The following is a 22,761-nucleotide window of genomic DNA, read 5'->3' as shown; positions in this document are numbered from 1 at the left end:
GGCCGGTGAGGCGTGTGGATCATGGCTCATGGATCGCATGGGCGACCGCTCCCCCCATGACGCGCCGGGCGCGTCCTGCCACTGGTTCCGATGTGCGCGGAAATCCCCTCCGTGCGCGACTGCTCAAAGCTCGCGAAACAGTACGCACTCCGTCAAGGGTGCCTCAGGCGACGGATGATCCGCCACGGGTCTGCGGACATCGGGGCCAACCCTTTGTAAAGGGATTCCTCAGCGGGGCCGGTGCCCCGGCTCACCGGCCGTGGTGCTCAGATCCTGTGTGCCGATCACCGACAGCAGTTCGAGCCGGGCGGCTCCCTCGGTACCCGGCGGAGCGCTGAACCACAGCAGCCGCTGACGGCCGTCCTCGCTGAAGAGGCTGTGGCAGTCCAGCTCGATGACGCCGAGCGCGGGGTGGACGATCCGCTTGTGGTCGGTGCGGCGCAGGGCCACCTCGCGCTGCTCCCACAGCTCGGCGAACTCCGCGCTGCGCCGGCGCAGCGCGGCCACGAGCCGCGTGACGTCGGCGTCCTTGGCGCGCCGGGCCGCGACCGCCTGTAGGTCGGCGGTGAACACGCGTGAGTGGTGCGGATGGTCCTCGGCCGGGTACAGGCCCCGGGCGGCGGGGTCGGTGAACCAGCGGTGGACGAAGCTCCGGTGCGGCCCGCGTCCGCTCGGCATCGCACCGAGCAGCGCCACGGCGAGCGGGTTCTGCGCGAGGGGCTCGTGCAGGTCGGTGATGACCTGGGCGGGGGTCGTGGTGAGCCGGTCCAGCAGGCCGAGCAGAGCGGGCTGGACGAGCGCCGTCGGTCCGCTCGCGGCGGGCGGTAGCGGGCGTTCGGCGAGATGGAAGAGATGGTCGCGTTCGTCGCCGCCGAGCCGCAGGGCGCGGGCGAGGGCGGCCAGCACCTGCGCGGAGGGCTGGGCGCCGCGGCCCCGCTCCAGCTCGGTGTAGTAGTCGGCGGACAGCCCGGCCAGCTGGGCCACCTCCTCGCGGCGCAGGCCCGGCACCCGGCGGCGGGGGCCCGTCGGCAGGCCGACGTCGGTGGGGCGGACCCGGTCGCGCCGGGACTTCAGGAAGGCGGCCAGCTCGGCATGGTTCACGCCGTCCATCGTCCCGCCCCGGGGCGGCCGTAGCCAGGGGTTGCCGACCCCAGGGTGAGCGCAGCCGTGGCTGCCGCCGGTACGGAGGCCCAGGGTGGGATCACCTGCCCAGGGCCCGGCCCCAGCGACTGGAGATCTCATGACCACCGGAGCAACCGCCCCCTCGGCGCCCCGCGTCGCCGTCGTCACCGGAGGTTCGCGCGGCCTCGGCCGGGCGACCGTGAGCCGGCTCGCCGCCGACGACCACGCCGTCGTGCTCGGGTACGCGGGCAACCGCGACCTGGCCGAGGCCGCCGTCAAGGAGGTCACCGCGGCCGGCGGCCGGGCGGTCGCCGTGCGCGCCGACGTCGCCGACGAACAGCAGGTCGCCGAATTGTTCGGGACGGCAGCCACGCGGTTCGGCGGCGTGGACATCGTGATCCACGCGGCGGGCCGGATGTATCTCGCGCCGATCGCCGAACTGGACCTCGATGAGCTGGACGCGCTGCATCGCACCAACGTCCGCGGCACGTTCGTGGTCGCGCGGGAAGCGGCACGCACGCTGCGCCGGGGCGGCTCGTTCGTCGCCTTCTCCAGCTCCGTGGTGAGCCTGGCGTTCCCGCGGTACGGCGCCTACTCCGCGAGCAAGGGCGCGGTCGAGGCCCTCACCCTGGTGCTGGCCCGGGAACTGCGCGGCCGGGACGTCACCGTGAACACCGTGGCCCCAGGGCCGACGGCCACCGATCTGTTCCTGGACGGCAAGGACGAGGAGACCGTCGCGCGGCTGGCGGCGCAGCCCCCGTTGCAGCGCCTCGGCACGCCCGCGGACATCGCCGAGGTGGTGGCGTTCCTCGCCTCCCCGGCCGGCCACTGGATCAACGGCCAGGTCGTGCGCGCCAACGGCGGCCTGGTCTGACCCTCTGACACACACTCGACAAAGGAGCAAAGCCATGCCGTTCGCGAACTTCAAGATCCCCGCAGGAAGCCTGGACGAGCAGCAGAAGGAGCTCATCGTCACCCGTACCACCGAGTTGTACATCGAGATCTACGGCGAGCGGGCCCGCGCCACCACGATGGTCCTGGTCGAGGAGGTCACCGACGGCGGCTGGAGCATCGGCGGCGGTGTGCTGACCCTGGCCAAGCTCCGGCCGACGCCCGAGGATTGACGACCGACCGGCGCGATCCGTCCCGCACGCGAGCACGAAAGCCCGAAAGGCGGCAGCCCATGCCCTCCTCGTCCTCCCCCGCCCCGCACGGCCTCCCTCGGCCCGCCGATCTGCTGGCCGCCATGCCGTTCGCGGCCGGCCTGGGTGTCGAACTGAAGGAGGCCACCGCCGAGCGCACCGTCGGCTCGCTGGCCTGGTCCCCAGAGGCGTGTACGGCCGGGGGTGCCCTGCACGGCGGGGCGCTGATGGCGCTCGCCGACAGCGTCGGGGCGGTCTGCGCGTACCTCAACCTGCCCGAGGGGGCGGCCGGTACGTCGACGGTGGAGTCGAAGACCAACTTCCTGCGGGCGGTCACCGCCGGGCACGTGCATGCCACCGCCCGGCCGCTGCACCTCGGCGGCACACTCATCGTGGTGCAGACGGATCTGCGGGACGACCGGGACCGGCTGGTCGGCCAGACCACGCAGACCCAGATCGTGCTCCGGAAGAACGCCGGCTGAACGACCCACGCCCGAAGGCCGGTCCCCGCCCTCATGGGGACCGGCCTTCTTCACGCCCGCCACGGCTCCCCGGCCGCATGCCCGCCCCCGGCCCGCACTCTTGACATGAACCTGCATTAACCCCGAGTCTTCGTGCGTGAAGTTGCTCGATTGAAGCTCTTTTCAAGCGTGTCCGAGCAACAGCCCGCAAGAACAGTCAGTCCGCAGTGCTGCGAGGGGAGTTGTTCCGCCGTGCAAAGACCACGAAGACTGCGCCACCGTGTGCCGTGGCCGGCCTGGGCACCGCTGGGGCTGGCGACCGCCCTGGCGGCCACCGTGCTCGCCGCCCCGGCACCCGCCCACGCCGCCACCGCCTCCGGCGCCGTGCTCGACCCCGCTCACGGCAGTGTCAGCTGGCAGAGCCCGGCCTACGCCAAAGGCACCGGCGGGGGCACCGAGAGCTGTCCCGACGCGGCCGCCGACCCCGGCAACAAGGTCTGCGACCGCTTCGACCTGACGGTCTCGGTGCCGGACGGCTACTGGGACGACAACCCCGAGGGCGGCGTCCCGCTGTCGATCAGGTGGGAGAAGCCCTCCGACGACTTCGACCTGTATGTGTACGACGACCACGGCAAGCAGGTGGCGTCCAGCGCGGGTACCGCCGACCCGGAGGCCACGGTGATCCCGCGGGCGTCGGGGACGTACCACGTACTGGTCGTGCCGTACGACGTGCACGGCAGCTCCTTCACGGGCACGGCGTATCTGCCCGCCACCACGGACGCCGGCGATCTCACGTCGTTCTCCGGCGGCGAAGGCAGCTACACCGTCAAGGCGGGGCAGCTCACCGCGAGGGCAGATTTCCTGACAGACGGTCAACTACGCCTGCAGGCCGACCCGTCAGGTTCGCTGAGCGATCCGGCGGGCACCGCGATCGTGCGCACACAGCCCGCAGTGGAGCGGCGCACCTCGTCCTTCGACACGGGTGACTACTACGGCATCCGCTCCCCGCAGGCCGTGCTGCGCGTGTACAAGAAGCCGCTGCGCTTCGGGCTGTACAGACCCGACAACCGAACCCGGATCTGGCAGGAGGACAAGCCGCTGCGCTGGTCGACCGGCGGGATGCGGCAGAGCCTCACGCGAGGCGCGGACGAGCAGTTCTTCGGCGGCGGAGAGCAGAACGGCAGTTTCTCGCACCGCGGGCAGACCATGTACGTGTCCAACAGCTTCAACTGGGACGAGGGCGGCTACAACAACTCCCAGCCCTTCTATCTCTCCAGCGCGGGCTACGGCGCCTTCCGCAACACCTTCGCCCCGGGCGTGTACACCTTCGGCTCGCCGGTCACCACTGGACAGCAGGAACGGCGCCTGGACGCCTACTACTTCCTCGGTGACGCCAAGCACGTGATCAGCAAGTACACGCAGTTGGTTGGCAAGCCGTTCATGCCGCCGGTGTACGGCCTCGAACCCGGCGACTCCGACTGCTATCTGCACAACGCCAACCGCAGCGAGCGGCACACCCTGGACGCGCTGAAGATCGCCGAGGGGTACACCGAGCACCAGATGCCGCTCGGCTGGATGCTGGTCAACGACGGCTACGGCTGCGGGTACGAGAACCTGGAGCAGACGGCCAAGGGCCTGCAGGACCACCACGCCCAGCTCGGCCTGTGGACCCAGGACGGCATCGACAAGCTCGCCGACCAGGTCAAGGCGGGTCAGCGGGTGGCCAAGCTGGACGTGGCCTGGGTCGGCAACGGCTACAAGTTCGCGCTCGACGCGTGCGACGCGGCGAAGAAGGGCATCGAGGACAACAGCGACGCACGCGGTTTCGTCTGGCTGCCGGTGTCCTGGGCCGGCGCCCAGCGCTGCGGTGTGCTGTGGAGCGGCGATCAGAAGCTGTCCTGGGACTACATCCGCTGGCAGATCCCGACGTACGCCGGGGCGACCATGTCCGGTATCGCCTACAACACCGGTGACGTGGGCAGCATCTTCCGTCACGACGCGAAGATGTACGCCCGTGACCTGCAGTGGAAGGCGTTCCTGCCGGCCATCATGACCATGGACGGCTGGGCGACCGACCTCACCACCAAGAAGCCCGCCGACCAGCAGCCCTGGCTGGACGGAGAGCCGTACACCTCGATCAACCGCAAGTACCTGCAGCTGAAGGAGCAGTTGCTGCCGTACATGTACACACTGTCGGCCGAGGCCGCGAAGACCGGGGTGGGCGCGGTGCGTCCGCTGTGGCTGGAGTACCCGGACGACCCGGGCACCCTGTCGGACCAGGCGAAGTACGAGTTCCTGTCCGGGCGCGACTTCCTTGTCGCCCCCGTCTACCAGGACTCCGACACCAGGGACGGCATCTATCTGCCGAAGGGCACCTGGACCGACTACTGGACCGGGCGCACCTACCAGGGCCCGACCACGGTCAACGGCTATCACGCCCCGCTCGACACGCTTCCGCTGTTCGTGCGCGAGGGCGCGATCGTACCGATGTGGCCGAAGGGGACGACGAGCTGGCAGACCCGGGACCGGCACGAGCTGGACTGGGACCTGTATCCGGCGGCCCACGGCACGAGCCGCTACACCCTGTACGAGGACGACGGGGTGACCCGCGACTTCGCCAGGGGCGCGGCCGCCGGCCAGCAGGTGTCCGTGCACACCGACGGCCACGGGACGACCGTCTCGGTGGGCGCGAGCAAGGGTGACTACGCCGGCAAGGTGGACGCCCGCGCCTACCGGTTCACCGTGCACGGCGACTCGGCGCCCCGGCGGGTCCTGCTCGACGGCCGCCAACTGCCCGCCTCCGCCTGGTCGTACGACTCCGGCACACATGTCACGACCGTCACCACACCGAGTCTGTCACTGGAGCGGACCTTCACTGTGCGCCTGGTCGACGAGCAGTAAAGGAATCGTATGGTCTAGTCCAAAGAGTGCGCTGGTCTAGTCCAACTTATTGACGTGACCGCAACAGCTCCCGGAGGGTGGGGCTCCCCTGCTCTGGGGACCTCCCCACCCCCACCCTCTGGAGGCACGCAGTGAGACGTCTTCGGGCATGTCTGGGCGCGGCGGCGGCCGTCACACTGGCCGCCGCGGGCACCACCGCGCTCGTCGCGAGCAACGCCTCGGGCGCGACCACCGCGCTCAGCAACCGGTGGTACGCCGCCGCCCCCTATCTGATGCCGCTGGACAACGACCCGCCGGACCCGGGCGCCATCATGGACGCCACCGGCCTCAAGGCCTTCCAGCTGGCCTTCATCCTCGCCCCCAACGGCGGCGGCTGCTCGCCCACTTGGGGCGGCACCGCGCCCGTGTCCTCGGACACGGCCGTGCAGTCGACGATCAACACGATCCGCGCCAAGGGCGGAGACGTGTCCATATCCATCGGTGGCTACGGCGGGACGAAGCTCGGCCAGGCCTGCGCCGACCCGGCGTCCACGGCGGCGGCGTACCAGCAGGTCATCACCAAGTACGGCCTGCACGCGATCGACTTCGACCTGGAGGAGCCGGAGTACGAGAACACGGCCGCGATCCACAACGAGATCGGCGCCGCCAAGATCCTCCAGCAGAACAACCCGGGGCTGTACGTCTCGGTGACGACGGCCGGAACCGCGGACGGCACCGGCTGGTTCGGCAAGCAGATGCTGCTGGAGGCCAAGTCCCAGGGCTTCACCCCGAACAACTTCTCCATCATGCCGTTCGACGGCGGCTTCAACGGGGCCGCGAGCCAGACCAGTGCGCTGACCAACTTCAACTCGATCCTGCAGTCCACCTTCGGCTGGGACCAGGCCACCGCCTACGCCCACGAGGGCTTCTCGGGCATGAACGGCCGCAGCGACACGGGCGAGATCTTCACCCAGGCCGACTTCCAGACCGTGCTGGACTACGCGACGAGCCACAACATGGACCGGTTCACGTTCTGGTCCCTGAACCGCGACCGGCAGTGCAGCCCGCCGGACAACGGCGGTCGCACGTCGGGCACCTGCTCCAGCGTGGCACAGAGCGACTGGGACTTCGCCAAGTACTCGGTGAAGTTCGCGGGAGCCACCCCGCCGAGCACCACCCCGACCCCCACGCCGACACCCACTCCCACCTCCTGCAAGACCGCCTGGAGCGCTTCGGCGGTGTACACGGCCGGCAACGAGGTCTCGTACGGGAACCACAACTGGAAGGCCAAGTGGTGGACCCAGAACGAGGTGCCCGGCGCCTCGCAATGGGGGCCGTGGCAGGACGAGGGCGCCTGCTGAACCTCTTGACGGGTCTGGTTCAGACCTCTAGCTTCTCGGGTCACCGGCGACCAAGGATGCGTTCAGCGTTCAGAATGCTGAACGCATCCTTCGGTTCGACATCCGGTCCGACGAAGGGACCCCCCATGACCCGATCCCGGCTCCTCGCGGCGCCGACCACCGCGGGCCTCGCCCTCACCCTCTTCCTGCTCGGCAGCCCCAGCGCCGTAGCCGCCGACCCCCATGTCGCACCCGGCGGCAACTTCGACCTGTCGGTCTGGGAGCTGCAGGAGCCCGTAGGCTCCCCCGGCAGCCCGACCACCATCCCGTCGTCCCGGCTCCAGGGCGCGAACGGCTACCAGGACGCGTACTTCTACACCGACACCCATGACGGGGCGATGACCTTCTGGGCGCCCGAGAAGGGCGTCACCACGCCGAACTCCAACTACGCCCGCTCCGAGCTGCGCGAGATGAACCGCGACGGCAGCCCCGCCGACTGGACGCTGTCCGGTTCGCACAAGATGACCGCGACCCTGCGCGTGGTGTCCGTGACGAAGAACGTGTGCGTCGGCCAGATCCACCTCGGCAGTGGCGGCTCCTCCACCAAGCCGCTGCTGGAGCTCTACTACCACTCCAACGGTGACATCGTCCTCGGTACGGAGAACTCGCCGTCCGGCGGGCAGACTCCGCACACCGTGGGACATGTGCCGATCGGCACTACCTGGAACTACACCATCGCCGTCTCGGGTGGGAACACCATCGACCTGACGGTCAACGGCACCACCACCCACTACGCCATTCCTTCGCCGTTCAACCAGTACAAGCAGTACTTCAAGGCCGGTTCCTACAACCAGTCCTCCTCGGACAGCACCACCAACGGCGCCCGTGTCGCGTTCTACGGCCTGACCGTCAAACATGGCTGACACGCGGCCCGACCTGCGCGACTGGTGGAATCGGCCGTAGCGCCGTAGCGTCGTGTGAGGTCGGACACAGCACGACGGGTGGGAGCGACCATGCGCGGATCAGTGACAGGAACAGCAGTCATCCTCGCGGCAGGGGCCCTTGTGACGGCGGCCATGACAACGGCACCGGCTTCGGCGAGTCCGCCCACCACCACGGCGTCCCTGGCAGCCAAGGCCCAGCGCCCGCGTCCCGTCCTCGTCGACTGCACCTGGCACAAGAACGTCCGCCCCACCGACTTCATCCTGGCCTGCGGCGACGGCAACAGCCGCCTCAACGGGCTCCACTGGTCGCAGTGGGGCCCGCACGGAGCGACGGCCACAGGTGTGAACATGGTCAATGACTGCAAGCCGTACTGCGCGGCCGGCCACTTCCACTCCTACCCGGTGACCGTACGGCTCGACGACCCGAGGCCCTGGAAGAAGCAGCCGCAGGTGCAGCACTACACGCTGATGAGCCTGACCTACACCGGTGCCCGGCCGGACGGCTTCAAGCAGGTCATGATCTACCCGCTCTGGGACTGACGCCCCGGCTCCCGCCTCCGGCGTGTCCCGTGCGACCGGCGATCTTCGCCGTCATGTCCGTGTGACCTTGTCCGCGGCGCCCCGTGCGGCGTCCGAAGAGAGGTCAGATGCCCTGACTCCCTCGCCTGGCCGGCGCCGCCACGGCCGTGCTCGCGCTCGGCCTGACCGCGGCGGCCCCGGCCGTCGGCGACGAGCCCCTGATCACCGGTACGCGCATCGTCACCCACTTCGTTCTTGCCGCCGGCCAGACCCCGAGAACATCGCGCTCGAACCGGACGGCACCACCCGGATCCGCGCGACCCTGCCGAACGTGCCCCAACCGGCCACTCCCGTGGTCCACAGCGCCCTCGTCACCGGACTCGCCCGCGCGCACGACGGCACGCTGTACGCCGGTTTCGCCACCGGCACCAGACGGACCGGCATCCGCAGATGACCGAGTTGCCGCCGAACGGATTCCCCGACGGCCTGGTTCTCGACGAGCAGCGCGGGATGCTGTACGCCACCGACTCGGTACGCGGCACGGTATGGCTCGTCCCGCAGCAGGGCGGCCCGGCCACGGCCTGGGCGACCGGCACGGCCCTCGCTCCGCTCCCCGCGCCCGCCCCGGCTTCGGAGTCAACGGCGTCAAGATCCACGACGACGCCGTATGACCGCGGCACGCTGCTGCGCATCCCGGTCCGCGAGAACGGCTCCGCCGGACCCGTCGAGGCGCGGGCACGCGGTGGACGCGGGCACGCGGTCTCGACGGCGTCGACGACTTCGCCTTCACCGGTCACGGGACGACCGTGCCGGGGGCGGCGTACTTCAGGCAACGGGATCCGAATCTGCTCGTCGCTGGGTTGGCGCTCCGCTCGCAGGGCCGTGCGGGTCGGCGTCTGCCGTGATGTGCCGTCGGCCGTCCGCGGGAGCGTTGTGGCTGGTCGCGCAGCCAATCAGGCCAGTTCGACCAGTAGGTCGCCGCCCTCCACCTGCTGGATGCGGTTGATGGCCAGGCGGGAGATTCGGCCTGCCTTGGGGGCGGTGATGGCGGCCTCCATCTTCATCGCCTCGATGGTGGCTACGGTGGCACCGGCCGCCACCTCGTCGCCCTCCGTCACGGCGAGGGTCACCACGCCGGCGAACGGCGCCGCCACATGGCCGGAGTTGGTGCGGTCGGCCTTCTCCGTCACCGGTACGTCCGAGGCCGCGGCGCGGTCGCGGACCTGGATGGGGCGCAGTTGGCCGTTGAGCGTGGACATCACGGTGCGCATACCGCGTTCGTCCGCCTCGCCGACCGCCTGCAGTTCGATGAGCAGCCGGACGCCGGGCTCCAGGTCGACGGCGTACTCCTTGGCCGGGCGCAGGCCGTAGAAGAAGGCCTTGCTGTCCAGGACGCTGGTGTCGCCGAAGGCCTGCCGGTGGGTGTCGAACTCCCGTGTCGGGGCGGGGAACAGCAGCCGGTTGAGGGTGGCCCGGCGGTCCTTCGCCAGTCCCTCACGGTCCTCGGCGGACAGTTCGGGCGCGGGCTTGGCCGCGGCCCGGCCCTGGAGCGCCTTGGTGCGGAACGGCTCGGGCCAGCCGCCGGGCGGGGTGCCGAGTTCGCCGCGCAGGAAGCCGATGACCGAGTCCGGGATGTCGAACCTGTCGGGGGTCGCCTCGAAGTGCTCCGGGGAGACTCCGGCACCGACCAGGTGCAGGGCCAGGTCACCGACCACCTTCGAGGACGGGGTGACCTTGACCAGGCGGCCGAGGATGCGGTCGGCGGCCGCGTACATCGCCTCGATGTCCTCGAAGCGGTCGCCGAGGCCGAGCGCGACAGCCTGGGTGCGCAGGTTGGACAGCTGGCCGCCGGGGATCTCGTGGTGGTAGACCCGGCCGGTCGGGGAGGCGAGGCCCGCCTCGAACGGGGCGTAGATCCTGCGGACACCCTCCCAGTACGGCTCCAGGTCGCCGACCGCCTGCAGATCGAGCCCGGTGGGGCGGTCGGAGTGGTCGGTGGCGGCGACGAGCGCCGACAGCGACGGCTGCGAGGTCGTACCGGCCATGGAGGCGACCGCGCCGTCCACCGCGTCCGCGCCCGCCTGGATCGCGGCGAGGTAGGTGGCGAGCTGGCCGCCGGCCGTGTCGTGCGTGTGCAGGTGCACGGGCAGGTCGAACTCGCGGCGCAGCGCGGAGACGAGCTTGGCGGCGGCCGGGGCGCGCAGCAGTCCGGCCATGTCCTTGACCGCGAGGACATGGGCGCCGGCCTCTACGATCTGCTCGGCGAGGCGCAGGTAGTAGTCGAGGGTGTACAGGCGCTCGTTCGGGTCGTTGAGGTCGGCGGTGTAGCAGAGGGCGACCTCGGCGACCGCGGTGCCGGTCTCGCGTACGGCCTCGATGGCGGGGCGCATCTGGCCGACGTCGTTGAGGGCGTCGAAGATGCGGAAGATGTCGATGCCGGTGGCGGCGGCCTCCTGGACGAAGGCGTCGGTCACCTCGGTCGGGTACGGGGTGTAGCCCACGGTGTTACGGCCGCGCAGCAGCATCTGGAGACAGATGTTGGGCACGGCCTCGCGCAGGGCGGCCAGCCGCTCCCAGGGGTCCTCGGCGAGGAAGCGCAGCGCCACGTCGTACGTCGCGCCGCCCCAGCACTCCAGGGACAGCAGCTGCGGCAGGGTGCGGGCGACGACTGGGGCGACGGCGAGGAGGTCCTTGGTGCGCACGCGGGTGGCGAGCAGGGACTGGTGGGCGTCGCGGAAGGTGGTGTCGGTGACGCCGATGGTCGGCGACTCGCGCAGCTGCCGGGCGAAGCCCTCGGGGCCGAGGCCGACCAGCAGCTGGCGGGAGCCGGCGGCGGGCTCGCCGGCCGGCAGCGGCGGCAGCTTGGTGACGGGGTCGAGCAGGTCGGGGCGTTCGCCGTGCGGCTTGTTGACCGTCACGTCGGCGAGGAAGGTGAGCAGCTTGGTGCCGCGGTCGGCGGAGGAGCGGGCGGTCAGCAGGTGCGGGCGCTGCTCGATGAAGGAGGTGGTGACCCGGCCCGCCTGGAAGTCGGGGTCGTCCAGGACGGCCTGCAGGAACGGGATGTTGGTGGCCACGCCGCGGATGCGGAACTCGGCCACGGCACGCCGGGCGCGGCCGACGGCGGCCCTGAAGTCCCGGCCGCGGCAGGTGAGTTTGACCAGCATCGAGTCGAAGTGCGCGCTGATCTCCGTACCGGCGTGGGTGGTGCCGCCGTCCAGGCGGATGCCGGAGCCGCCCGGGGAACGGTAGGCGCTGATCCGGCCGGTGTCCGGGCGGAAGCCGTTGGCGGGGTCCTCGGTGGTGATACGGCACTGGAGGGCGGCGCCGCGCAGGGTGATGGTGTCCTGGGCGAGGCCGAGGTCGGTGAGGGTCTCCCCGGAGGCGATCCGCAGCTGGGCCTGGACCAGGTCGACGTCCGTGACTTCCTCGGTCACGGTGTGCTCGACCTGGATGCGGGGGTTCATCTCGATGAAGACGTGGTTGCCGTCGCGGTCGAGGAGGAACTCGACGGTGCCCGCGTTGCGGTAGCCGATCTCGCGGGCGAAGCGTACGGCGTCGTCGCAGATCCGCTCCCGCACCCCGGGGTCGAGGTTGGGCGCGGGGGCCAGTTCGATGACCTTCTGGTGGCGGCGCTGGAGCGAGCAGTCACGCTCGTAGAGGTGGATGACGTTGCCCTCGCCGTCGGCGAGGATCTGCACCTCGATGTGGCGTGGGTCGACGACGGCCTTCTCCAGGAAGACGGTCGGGTCGCCGAACGCGGAGGCGGCCTCACGGGAGGCGGCCTCGATGGACTCGCGCAGCTGGGCGGGTTCCTCCACGCGGCGCATACCGCGCCCGCCGCCGCCCGCGACGGCCTTGACGAAGACGGGGAAGCCGATCTCCTCGGCGGCGCCCACGAGTTCGTCCACGTCGGTGGAGGGCTGGGAGGAGCCGAGCACGGGTACACCGGCGGCGCGGGCGGCGGCGACCGCGCGGGCCTTGTTGCCGGTCAGTTCCAGGGTGGCGGCGCTCGGGCCGACGAAGGTGATGCCCGCCTCCTCGCAGGCGCGGGCCAGTTCGGGGTTCTCGGACAGGAAGCCGTAGCCCGGGTACACGGCGTCGGCACCGGCCCGGCGGGCGGCGCCCACGATCTCCTCGACGGAGAGGTAGGCCCGCACCGGGTGCCCCGGCTCCCCGATCTCGTACGCCTCGTCGGCCTTCAGCCGGTGCAGTGAGTTGCGGTCCTCGTGCGGGAACACGGCGACGGTGCGCGCGCCGAGTTCGTAGCCCGCCCGGAACGCGCGGATCGCGATCTCTCCACGGTTGGCGACCAGCACCTTGCGGAACATCCTGGATTCCCTTCAGCTGCCTGCCGGCGACGAACACCATGGTGTCAGCCACGCCCTGCCGTACCTCGCGGCAACCTTAGGGGGTGCCCGCGCGTGTCGACGTGCGAAAACCATCACATTGACGAGGTGGGGGGCGCCACACGGGCGCGCGCGGTGGAATCAGCGTTCCAGGGACGTCATCGCCGCGTCCTGGGAACGCTCGGCGGCCGTCTGAGCGGGCAGGGACGGGGACGGCGCAGGCGCGGGGATCACCGACGGCTCTTCGGCGGCGGGCACGGGGATCACGGGCGCCTCCTGGGACGCGGGAGCGGGGATCACCGACGGCTCTTCCGGCGCGGGCGCCGGGCTCACCGGCGGCACGGTGGACGCGAACCCTCGCTCCCGGATGCGCAGCAGGGACCGCAGGCGCGCCTGGAGGGCTGGGCGGCGGCCGTGCAGGAGGCCGAGGAGGATCGCCGAGCCCACGGCGATCAGATGCTCGCGGCCGGCCAGGTTGGGGACGGCGATGGACTCCCACACCATCGAGCCGCCGGTCAGCGAGAACACCACGGGCGCGCGTTTGACCACCGCGAGATAGGTGAACAGGCCGACCACGGCCGCGGAGGGGCCGGTGTCCAGCACCTGCCCGTACTCGTGTGGCAGCCCGAAGCCCCACCAGCCGGGGCCCAGCGCGATCATCACGCGTGCGGTGAGCGTGCCGGCCACGGTGGTGGCGTAGGCAACCGCCAGGGTGCGGGCGCGGCCCAGGACGACCTCGGCGAGCGCGAAGGCGAGGAACAGCTGGGTGATGCCCGCCCACACGGGCAGGTCCAGCGCGGGGACGTACAGCGACACGGGCGTACGCAGCAGGGAGAGCCACAGCGGCAGATCGGCCCTGACGCCGCCGAGCCACGTCACCCACTTCGTGCCCAGTGGGTGCTGGGCGATGTCATGGAAGAAGACGACGCCGAACGCGGCGACGAACCCCAGCAGGAGGCCGGACAGTCCGCGGTGCATGAGGCGTTGCACCGGGTCGACGACGATGGAGTGCCACTCGCCCCTGAGGGTGCGCCCGGTGAACCGGACGAGCCTTGCGAGCAGCGGCCGGCACCATGGGATGCGCCCTTCAGTCGTCATGAGACACGGCAGCCCATCGCCTTCGGCTCCGCCGACACGTCCATCGCCCCCTTTGAACCCTGCTCCCGGCATTCCGGTCGCAGAGCGTTTTTTGGTCATCCGCCCGTTTGAAACGTCATCGTACAGATGTACGGATCTTGCCCCGCCACCGCACCCCTGCGCACGGAGTGCGACGGTCCCGCCTCAGCCGCCCTTCCCGCCTGCGGTCACGCGTCCGGTCCCTCCCCCCGTGTGGGCCTCTGTGGGGGTGAGGCCCGATCGGTGACAGTTCAGCGAGCCGGGAGGCGGGCGTCAAGATCCATTGCGAAAGCACACGGGTGTGGGAAGGCCCACAGGTGCGCGGCGGCGGAATCCGGGGTGCGGGAGGCAACCTCGACCCCTTCGGATCCGTCCTCCCATACAGGCTCCTGTACAGCTCAGTCGGGGAACTCCTTCTCCGCCATCCGGAGCAGCTCGCCTTGACTTCGAGAGCGCTCCAACTCGTAGCGTCGCAGACGTTCGGCCCCGTGCCGTACCCACGACGATCGAGTGTGCAGGAAAGGCTGGCACATCACATGCAGAAGCGCAGTCTGCGGGACCTCCAGGTATCGGCCATCGGCCTCGGATGCATGGGCATGTCCGCCTTCTACGGCTCCGCCGACCAGGAGGAGGGCGTCGCGACCATCCGGCGGGCCCTGGAGCTCGGGGTCACCTTCCTCGACACGGCCCAGGTGTACGGCCCGCTGACCAACGAGTCGCTGGTCGGCGAGGCGATCCGGGGACACCGCGACGAGTACGTGATCGCAACCAAGTTCAACTACCGGATGGACGAGGCCGTACCGGGCGACATGAGCACGATCGGCCGGCAGGACGGCTCGGCCGAGCATGTGCGCAGTTCCGTCCACGGCTCGCTGCAACGGCTGGGCACCGACCACATCGACCTGTACTACCAGCACCGGGTCGACCCGAACGTGCCCATCGAGGAGACGGTCGGCGCGCTGGCCGAACTGGTCGGGCAGGGCAAGGTGCGGCACATCGGGCTGAGCGAGGCGAGCGCGGAGACCATCCGGCGGGCGCACGCCGTGCACCCGATCACCGCCGTGCAGAGCGAGTACTCGCTGTGGACGCGGGACGTGGAGGCCGAGGTGCTGCCGGCCTGCCGGGAGCTGGGCATCGGCTTCGTGCCGTACTCGCCGCTCGGCCGTGGCTTCCTCGCGGGCCGCTTCACCTCCCCGGACGAGCTGGACGAGAACGACTTCCGGCGCAACAACCCGCGCTTCACGGACGCCAACCTGGAGGCGAATCTGCGGCTCGCGGCGAAGGTGAAGGAGATCGCCGCCGAGAAGGACGTGACGCCGGCTCAGCTGGCCATCGCCTGGGTGCTGGCCCAGGGGGAGGACCTGGTGCCGATCCCGGGCACGAAGCGGCGGACCTACCTCGAACAGAACGCCGGTGCCGTGGGTATCGAGCTGAGCAAGGAGGAATTGGCGCGTATCGACGCGGAGTTGCCCGCGGTGGCGGGCGACCGGTATGACGAGGCTGGGATGCGGGCGGTCAATCGCTGAGTGTCGTGCGGGGAACTGGCTTCTGGTGGCTGCGGGTTCTTTGGCCGGTCGCGCAGTTCCCCGCGCCCCTCAGGGTGTTGTTGTACGCGCCGCAGTCGCCAGGTCCAGGTCCGTGGTCTCCGGAGCCAGGAAGTGGGAGACCAGACCGCCCAGGGCCAGGACCGCTGCGCCCACCAGCAGGACGAAGCGGGCGCCGAAATGGTTCAGGCCCATCGGCAGCAGGAAGGTGCCGATGGCCGCGCCGACACGGCTCATCGCGCTGGCGAAGCCGACTCCGGTGGCGCGCAGCGAGGTCGGGAACACCTCCAGCGGGTAGACGGCGGTGAGCGCGCTGGAGGCGGCGTTGAGGAAGATGAAGAACAGGAAGCCGCCGACGATGACCGGCGTGGACTTCGGCCACACCGCGACCACGGCGAGCGCGGCCGCGGTGATCCAGAACGGCGGGATCAGCAGCTTGCGCCGGCCGATGCGGTCGACGACCAGGCAGCCGGCGGTGACCCCGGCGACGGCGGTGAAGGAGTAGACGAGCAGCGCGGCGACCGCGTTGTCGCCCATGTTCAGGGCGGTGAAGACCTGGGTCCAGAAGGTGCCGATGGCGAAGTACGGCAGCACCAGCGCGGCCCAGAACACGCTCGCGAAGACGGTGCTGCGCAGGTGTCGGCGGCTGAACAGGGCGCGCAGGCCCTGCCGTTGGGGTTCGGCCGTCTCCGCCAGCTCGGCGGTGACGTCGATGTCGATGCCGTAGCGCGCGATGAGTTGCTCGGCCTCCTCGCGGCGGCCCCTGCTGAGCAGCCAGCGCGCCGACTCCGGGATGCCGCCGCGCAGTGCCACGCAGACCAGGGCGATGACCGCGCTGCTGGCCAGGGTGTAGCGCCAGCCGCCGTGGACATCCGCGAAGACGGCGCCGACGACGGTGGCGAGCGCGTAGCCGACGTACCAGCTGATCTCCAGGCTGGCGAGCAGTCGGCCGCGGCCCTTGCGGGGCGCGTACTCGGACAGCAGCGGGGCGCCGATGGCGTACTCGCCGCCGATGGCGATGCCCATCACCAGCCGGATGAGGAAGAGCTGAAGCCCGTCGGCGACGAAGAACTGGAGGACCGAGCCGACCAGGAAGACCAGCATGTCCACGAGGAACACCGGGCGCCGGCCGTAGCGGTCGGCGAGCCGGCCGAAGAGCGGTCCGCCGACGAAGATGCCGATCAGCGGGGAGGCGCCGACCAGGCCCTCCATCACGGTGGACAAGTGCAGATCGGTGGTCAGGGCGCCCATGGCCATGCCGATGCCGCCGATGATGTAGCCGTCGATGCCCTCGCCGATCTGTGTGGCGAGCTTCAACTTGGTGTGCAGGCGGCGGCGTTCACGCAGCAGGTCCGTCGGCACCGGCATGCCGGGTATGTCGAACTGGTGTTCAGTCGTAGGCGTCGTTGCCATGAGCGGTCCTTGTCTGGGGACGGGCGGTTCCGGGGTGTGGGGAGGTCCGGCAGGGATGGGTGAAGAACGGGGGTGGGTCAGGCGGTGGGCCAGTCCAGGGCGATGTACTGCGTCTCCAGGAAGGCCTCGATGCCCTCGCGGCCGCCTTCCCTGCCGAGTCCGGACTGCTTGACGCCGCCGAAGGGCGCGGCCGGGTCGGACAGCAGGCCCCGGTTGACGCCGACCATCCCCGCCTCCAGGCGCTCGCCCAGCCGCAGGGCGCGGCCGGCGTCGCGCGAGTAGACGTAGGCGGCGAGGCCGTGGACGGTGGCGTTGGCCCGGGCCACCATCTCGTCCTCGTCGGCGAAGGTGGTGAGCGGGGCGACGGGGCCGAAGACTTCCTCGTGGAGGATGCGGGCGTCGTCGGGGACGTCGGTGAGGACGGTCGCGGGGTGGTAGAAGCCGGGGCCGCGCGGGGCGGTGCCCTGCGCGGCGATCCGCGCGCCGCGGTCGAGCGCGTCGTCGACGAGGGAGCGGATCTTGTCGACGGCGGCACGGTTGATCATCGGGCCGAGGGTGACGCCCTCCTGGGCGCCGGGCCCGGTGTGTACGGCGGCCATGGCGGCGCCGAACTTCGCGGTGAACTCGGCGGCGACGGCCTCGTGGACGTAGAACCGGTTGGCGGCGATGCAGACCTCGCCGCCGCCGCGCATCTTGGCGTCCATCGCCCCGCGCACGGCCGCGTCGACATCGGCGTCAGCGCAGACGACAAAGGGCGCGTTGCCGCCTAGTTCCATGGTCACGTTGACGACGTTGGCGGCGGCCTGGCCCAGCAGGACCTTGCCGGTGGCGGTGGAGCCGGTGAAGGAGAACTTGCGGACCCGTTCGTCGCCGAGCCAGGCGGAGACGACCTCGGGGGCGCGGTCCGTGGGCAGCACGTTGAGCAGGCCGTCGGGCAGACCGGCCGCGGCCAGCAGGGCGGCGACCGCGAGTGCGGTGAGCGGGGTCTCGGGGGCAGGCTTCAGCAGCACCGGGCAGCCGGCCGCGAGGGCCGGGGCGATCTTGCGGGTGGCCATGGCGGCCGGGAAGTTCCATGGGGTGACGAACGCGGTGACGCCGACCGGGTGCCGGCGCACGACGTGCCGGAAGCCGCCGCCGGGCGCGTCGCCGAACGAGGAGCCGATACGGACGGCCTCCTCGGCGAACCAGCGGAAGAACTCGGCCGCGTAGCCGACCTCGGCGAGGGCGTCCCGGCGGGCCTTGCCGTTCTCCCGGACGATCAGGTCGGCGAGTGTGCCGCGGTGCTCGGTCATCAGCCGGAAGGTGTCGTGCAGGATCTCCGAGCGGCGCCGGGGCGGGGTGGCCCGCCAGCCGGCCGCGGCCTTCTCGGCGGCGGCCAGCGCCGCGTGGGCGTCCCCGGCGCCGGCGTCGGACACCCAGCGCACCGGCTCGCCGGTGGCCGGGTCGTAGACCGGGTACGTCCGGCCGTCGACGGCCGGGAGCCAGTGGCCGCCGAGGAACACATCACCGTCGGCGAGCGGGGCCCCCGCGAGGGTGTCGATGCCGGCGAGGTTCATGAGCTGCTCTTTTCCTCCGTCCCGGACGGGGTTCCGTCCGATGCGCGGTGAATTTACGAGCGCGTCATACGGCCGACAAGGCCACTCAGCCGGATCGCAACGGGGGTTGCTGTGAGGGCAACTCGCCTCTCACAGAGGCGTCTTCCGGGGCAGCGGCACGGGGCGCGGCTCAAAGCCGAGCAGCGCGGACACCCGGGCCGCGGCTCGGGCCGTCGTACGCCCGGCCTCGTCGAGCCGGTCGCCGAGGCGGGCCTTGGGCGCGGAGATGTTCAGCGCGGCGACGACCCGGCCGCGGAAGTCCCGTACCGGTGCGGACACGCCGACCAGGTCCGCCTCGAACTCCTCGCTGACCCGGGCGTATCCGCGCCGTCCGGCCTCCTGGATCAGCGACCACAGCTCGGGCACCGGCATCTCGCCCGCCGTGCCGAAGCGGACGTACAGCTCGTCCGGGGTGGCGTCGGCCAGCAGGACGCGGCCGGCGGACAGCCGCCATGCGGGCACCCCGCGGCCCTCCCAGCCGTGGACGCGGAAGGAGTGCCCGGAGACCGACAGCAGGGTGAGCACCTCGCGGTCGTGCAGGACGCAGAGGTGGCTGGTCTCCTCCAGGTCCGCCGAGAGCGCGTGCATGACCGGCTCCGCGACGCGCACCAGCCGGCTCTCGGAGGTGCGGGCGACCAGCGAGAACAGCCGCCAGCCCAGGCGGTACTCCAGGGTGTCCGGGTCGCGTTCGACGATCCCCTCGGCGGCCAGGGCCTTCAGGGCGCGGGAGATCTGGGTCTTCTCGCGGCCGACGAGCTGGGCGAGGCGGACCACACCGAGGCCTCCGGCGCGCTGCGCCTCGTCGGAGGCGAGGGCTTCCAGCAGATCGATGTCCCGGCGCAGACCGTGCCCGCGCGCCATGGGGGTGTCCGTCACGGCGCCATCCTAGGCACGCCGAACCCGCAGTGAACCCCCAGGTCAGGGCTTGAGTTGTCCGGAGAGCAACCGGCATTTCGATTCCCGGGACCGCCTTGCCGACGGCAGGTGACGGACCTAGATTCGCCGCATCGGGCCGGAGGAACCGCCTCGAATGCGAGGTTCGCGCGTGATGTGCGGTTCCGGCCCGCTCGCGTCCTGGTTCGCCCGTCGAACCCCGCCACCGAAGGTCCTGGAGTTCCGATGCCTTCCCCGGATTCATGTGCCGCGCCGGATTCATCCGCCGATGCCTTTGCCGCGACCGCGTTGATCGGCGAGTCCTTCGTCGGTGACGGCGTGAACGCCGCGCACACCAACGTCGTGATCGGCCGCGGGGGCGGCCCGGTCGAGACGGCCTGGGCGACCGCGCTGGCCACGCCGAGCGCCGGGCATGTGCCGTTCCTGACGGTCGTACGGCCGTCGGTGCCGGTCAGGCCGGCCACCCTGTTCGTCACCAAGGCCGCCGCCCGGGGCGAACTGCACGAGCGGGCCACCTGGGGCAGCGCCCAGGCGGGTCTGGCGCAGGGCGTCCTCGACGCGGTGACGGAGGGCCTGATCCCGGCCGAGAAGGCCGACGAGCTGCTGATCATCGCGGCCGTCTGGGTCAACCCCGGCGTCGACGACCTCGACGTCTCCTTCCGCAACCAGCGGGCGGCGGCGTACGGCGCCGTGCGAGCCGCGGTGACCGGTGCACCCTCGGTGGCCGACGTACTGGACGCGGCCAAGCAGGGCCCGGCGAACCCGTTCTACACGCCGTCCGCGGAGGTGCTCGCCCAGTGAAGATCACGGACATCGCGCTCGACCGGCTGCGTCTGGAGCTGGACCCGCCGTTCCGGGCGGCCTGGGACCCCGAAGCGCGCCGCCACTTCGACGCCACCATCGTGCGGGTGCACACCGACGAGGGGATCACCGGCATCGGCTCCGGCGACCTCATGGACGGCTTCGGCACCTACAAGCACCTGTTCGTCGGCGAGGACCCGCTCGACGTCACCCGGCATGTGAAGGCCATCGAGACGGCCAGCTTCCATGGCGCCCCCTACTGGCCGCTGGAGGCCGCGCTGTGGGACATCATCGGCAAGGTGCACGGCCGGCCGGTGTCCGAACTGTTCGGCAACGCGGCGAAGAAGCTGCCCGCGTACGCCTCCTCCGGTGAGCTGAAGTCCCCCGGGGAGCGGGTCGCGGCCGCGCTGAAGGTGCGCGAGGCCGGGTTCCGGGCGATGAAGATCCGCATCGACCGGAACCGCGTCGACGAGGGCATCGCGGCGGTCCGGGCTGTGCGCGAGGAACTCGGTGACGACTTCGACATCATGGTCGACCTCAACCAGTCCTGGCGGATGGCGGGCGACACCGCGAACGCCTCCGACCTGGCCAGGACCCGCAAGATCGTCGCCCGGCTCGCCGAACTGGACGTGTTCTGGGTCGAGGAGCCGCTGCCGTACGCGGACCTGGACGGGTTCAAGCTGCTGCGCGCCGAGAACCCGGGGGTGCGCATCGCGGCCGGCGAGATGCATCACTCGGTGCCCGAGCTGCTGCGCTGTCTGGAGGAGGACGCCCTCGACGTCTACCAGATGGACGTCGTCCTCGCGATCGGCATGCACCGCGCCCGCACCCTCGCCGAGCTGGCCCAGCTGAAGCACCGTCAGTTCACGCCGCACAGCTGGACGAACGGCATCGGAGTGCTCGCCAACCTGCATGTGTCGGCGGGCGTCGGCGGCGGCCCGTACTTCGAGTTCCCCTACGACCCGCCCGGCTGGACCCCCGAGCGCCGCGACTTCATGCTCGCCGAGCCGGTGCGCGTGGACGCCGACGGCTGTCTCGAGGTCCCGGACAAGCCGGGGCTGGGCGTGGAGCTGGACGAGGACGCGATCGATCGCTGGAGGTTGAAGTGACGTACATGATCGAGGAGTTGCTGACGCGCTCGTACGACGAGTGGCGGGCGACGGCCGACAAACTCGTCTTCGAGACCCGCCCGTTCATCGACGGCGTGTTCACGGACGCCGCGTCCGGCGCGGTGTTTGCGAGTACCTCCCCGCGCGACGGCAGGGTGCTGGCCGAGGTGCAGGCGTCCTCGGCCGAGGACGTCGACCGGGCCGTACGCTCCGCCCGTACCGCCTTCGAGGACGGCCGCTGGCGCGACCTCGCGCCGAAGGAGCGCAAGCGCATCCTGCTGCGCTGGGCGGAGCTGATCCTGGCGAACGCCGAGGAGCTGGCACTGCTCGACACGCTGGAGATGGGAAAGCCGATCACCGAGTCGCTGCGCGTGGACGTGGCCAGGACGGCGGAGACGATCGCCTGGTACGCGGAGACGATCGACAAGACGTACGACGAGGTGGCTCCCACGCCGGGTGACGCGCTCGCACTGATCACCCGGGAGCCGCTCGGCGTCATCGGCGCCGTCGTCCCGTGGAACTACGCGCTGCTGATCGCCGGTTGGAAACTGGGCCCGGCCCTCGCCACCGGCAACAGCGTGGTGCTGAAGCCGGCCGAGCAGACCTCGCTCGGCACGCTGCGGCTGGCCGCGCTCGCCACCGAGGCGGGACTGCCGGACGGTGTGTTCAACGTGGTCCCCGGGCGGGGGGAGGTGGCCGGGCAGGCGCTGGGCCGGCACCCGGAGGTCGACAAGATCGCCTTCACCGGCTCGGCGGAGGTGGCCCGGCTGTTCCAGGTGTACGCGGGCGAGTCCAACGGCAAGCAGATCGCCGTCGAGGCGGGCGGCAAGTCGCCCCAGCTGATCCTGGCGGACGCCGACATCGAGGCCGCCGCCTCCGCCGTGGCCTGGGGCATCTTCTACAACGCGGGGCAGACGTGCAACGCGGGCTCGCGGGTCGTCGTCCACGCGTCGGTCAAGGACGAACTCCTCGCCGCCGTACGCCGGATCACCGACGGCACCTTCCGCGTCGGCGACCCGCTCGACCCGGCCACCGTGCTGGGCCCGGTCGTGGACGAGGCCCAACTCGCCAGGATCCTCGGCTATATCGAGCGCGGCGCCGCCGACGGGGCCACCGTGCTGCTCGGCGGGAACCGGGTGCTGGCCGAGACCGGCGGCAGCTATGTGGAGCCGACGGTGCTCGACGGGGTGGCGAACACCTCGGTCGTCGGGCAGGAGGAGATCTTCGGGCCGGTGCTCGCGGTGGTGTCGTACGACGGTGACGTGAACGACGGCGTACGGCTCGCGAACCAGACCGACTTCGGGCTCGTCGCCTCCGTGTGGACTCGGGACGTGACCGTCGCCCACCGCACCGCGCGGCGGCTTCGGGCCGGCACCGTGTGGATCAACACCTTCGACGCCAGCGACGTCATCACCCCGTTCGGCGGCTTCAAGGCGACCGGGGCGGGCCGCGACAAGTCCCTGCACGCGCTGGACGCGTACACGGCGCTCAAGACGACGTGGATCGACCTCGCCTGACCGGGCGAACGCGCACTC

General features: G+C 71.0%; 19 protein-coding genes. 13 read left to right on the top strand and 6 right to left on the bottom strand.

Annotated features, from left to right (window positions below; all coding sequences use genetic code 11):
- Positions 1-228: 228 nt before the first annotated feature.
- The gene (locus tag AV521_RS03015; protein WP_076083514.1) at positions 229-1,101 is read right to left on the bottom strand and encodes a helix-turn-helix transcriptional regulator; all 873 of its coding nucleotides are present in this window, start codon (positions 1,099-1,101) and stop codon (positions 229-231) included.
- Positions 1,102-1,240: 139 nt separating this feature from the next.
- Between AV521_RS03015 and AV521_RS03010 the strand changes: the two genes are divergently transcribed.
- The 9 genes from AV521_RS03010 to AV521_RS50390 all read left to right on the top strand — a co-directional run bounded on the left by AV521_RS03010 (position 1,241) and on the right by AV521_RS50390 (position 9,079).
- Entirely contained in the window at positions 1,241-1,996 is a 756-nt protein-coding gene (locus AV521_RS03010) for an SDR family oxidoreductase (RefSeq protein WP_076082847.1), read from the top strand.
- A gap of 34 nt (positions 1,997-2,030) precedes the next feature.
- Entirely contained in the window at positions 2,031-2,246 is a 216-nt protein-coding gene (locus AV521_RS03005; protein WP_076082844.1) for a tautomerase family protein, read from the top strand.
- A gap of 59 nt (positions 2,247-2,305) precedes the next feature.
- Positions 2,306-2,746: a PaaI family thioesterase gene (locus AV521_RS03000; protein WP_076082841.1), complete on the top strand. Its 441-nt coding sequence runs from the start codon at positions 2,306-2,308 to the stop codon at positions 2,744-2,746.
- A 708-nt stretch (positions 2,747-3,454) separates the two neighbouring features.
- Positions 3,455-5,626, top strand: coding sequence for a TIM-barrel domain-containing protein (locus tag AV521_RS02995; RefSeq protein ID WP_371916995.1), 2,172 nt, complete (start codon positions 3,455-3,457; stop codon positions 5,624-5,626).
- A 131-nt stretch (positions 5,627-5,757) separates the two neighbouring features.
- Positions 5,758-6,966 carry a chitinase gene (locus tag AV521_RS02990; protein ID WP_076082835.1) on the top strand — a complete coding sequence of 403 codons (1,209 nt, stop codon included), beginning with the start codon at positions 5,758-5,760 and terminating at the stop codon, positions 6,964-6,966.
- Between the two features lie 125 nt (positions 6,967-7,091).
- Positions 7,092-7,868, top strand: a complete 777-nt coding sequence (locus AV521_RS02985; RefSeq protein ID WP_076082832.1) for a polysaccharide lyase family 7 protein — start codon at positions 7,092-7,094, stop codon at positions 7,866-7,868.
- A gap of 90 nt (positions 7,869-7,958) precedes the next feature.
- Entirely contained in the window at positions 7,959-8,429 is a 471-nt protein-coding gene (locus AV521_RS02980; protein ID WP_076082829.1) for a hypothetical protein, read from the top strand.
- A gap of 310 nt (positions 8,430-8,739) precedes the next feature.
- Complete coding sequence (locus tag AV521_RS50395) at positions 8,740-8,862, top strand: hypothetical protein (RefSeq protein WP_256725397.1); 123 nt, start codon at positions 8,740-8,742, stop codon at positions 8,860-8,862.
- Between the two features lie 91 nt (positions 8,863-8,953).
- On the top strand, positions 8,954-9,079 hold the full coding sequence (locus tag AV521_RS50390; RefSeq protein WP_256725396.1) for a hypothetical protein: 126 nt from the start codon (positions 8,954-8,956) through the stop codon (positions 9,077-9,079).
- 282 nt (positions 9,080-9,361) lie between these two features.
- Here the strand turns inward: AV521_RS50390 and AV521_RS02975 are convergent, their stop codons facing one another.
- Together AV521_RS02975 and AV521_RS02970 are read right to left on the bottom strand one after the other, a co-directional pair.
- Positions 9,362-12,736 (bottom strand): pyruvate carboxylase, encoded by a 3,375-nt coding sequence (locus tag AV521_RS02975; protein ID WP_076082827.1) that lies wholly within the window; start codon positions 12,734-12,736, stop codon positions 9,362-9,364.
- A 159-nt stretch (positions 12,737-12,895) separates the two neighbouring features.
- Complete coding sequence (locus AV521_RS02970; protein WP_256725395.1) at positions 12,896-13,852, bottom strand: hypothetical protein; 957 nt, start codon at positions 13,850-13,852, stop codon at positions 12,896-12,898.
- 554 nt (positions 13,853-14,406) lie between these two features.
- On the opposite strand from AV521_RS02970, the gene AV521_RS02965 reads away from it, so the two are divergent.
- Positions 14,407-15,396, top strand: a complete 990-nt coding sequence (locus AV521_RS02965) for an aldo/keto reductase (RefSeq protein ID WP_076082824.1) — start codon at positions 14,407-14,409, stop codon at positions 15,394-15,396.
- A gap of 69 nt (positions 15,397-15,465) precedes the next feature.
- On the opposite strand, the gene AV521_RS02960 is transcribed toward AV521_RS02965, so the two are convergent.
- From AV521_RS02960 to AV521_RS02950, 3 genes are all read right to left on the bottom strand, one after another.
- Positions 15,466-16,827 (bottom strand): MFS transporter, encoded by a 1,362-nt coding sequence (locus AV521_RS02960; RefSeq protein WP_079249086.1) that lies wholly within the window; start codon positions 16,825-16,827, stop codon positions 15,466-15,468.
- Between the two features lie 77 nt (positions 16,828-16,904).
- Positions 16,905-18,383 carry an NAD-dependent succinate-semialdehyde dehydrogenase gene (locus tag AV521_RS02955; RefSeq protein ID WP_076082819.1) on the bottom strand — a complete coding sequence of 493 codons (1,479 nt, stop codon included), beginning with the start codon at positions 18,381-18,383 and terminating at the stop codon, positions 16,905-16,907.
- Positions 18,384-18,512: 129 nt separating this feature from the next.
- Complete coding sequence (locus AV521_RS02950) at positions 18,513-19,298, bottom strand: IclR family transcriptional regulator (protein ID WP_256725394.1); 786 nt, start codon at positions 19,296-19,298, stop codon at positions 18,513-18,515.
- A gap of 243 nt (positions 19,299-19,541) precedes the next feature.
- On the opposite strand from AV521_RS02950, the gene fae reads away from it, so the two are divergent.
- Genes fae through AV521_RS02935 form a run of 3 tightly spaced genes read left to right on the top strand, consistent with a single transcriptional unit; the run spans position 19,542 to position 22,743 of the window.
- Complete coding sequence (fae, locus tag AV521_RS02945) at positions 19,542-20,117, top strand: formaldehyde-activating enzyme (RefSeq protein WP_076082814.1); 576 nt, start codon at positions 19,542-19,544, stop codon at positions 20,115-20,117.
- Complete coding sequence (locus AV521_RS02940) at positions 20,114-21,226, top strand: mandelate racemase/muconate lactonizing enzyme family protein (RefSeq protein ID WP_076082811.1); 1,113 nt, start codon at positions 20,114-20,116, stop codon at positions 21,224-21,226. The genes fae and AV521_RS02940 overlap by 4 nt, the downstream gene beginning before the upstream one ends.
- Before the next feature lie 5 nt (positions 21,227-21,231).
- The gene (locus tag AV521_RS02935) at positions 21,232-22,743 is read left to right on the top strand and encodes an aldehyde dehydrogenase (RefSeq protein ID WP_076083512.1); all 1,512 of its coding nucleotides are present in this window, start codon (positions 21,232-21,234) and stop codon (positions 22,741-22,743) included.
- The last annotated feature ends 18 nt before the right edge of the window (positions 22,744-22,761 follow it).

The organism is Streptomyces sp. IMTB 2501 (assembly GCF_001953885.1).
GTDB lineage: Bacteria > Actinomycetota > Actinomycetes > Streptomycetales > Streptomycetaceae > Streptomyces.
The sequence above is the reverse complement of the archived record's forward strand: the minus strand, read 5'-3'. Positions and strand labels throughout refer to the sequence as shown.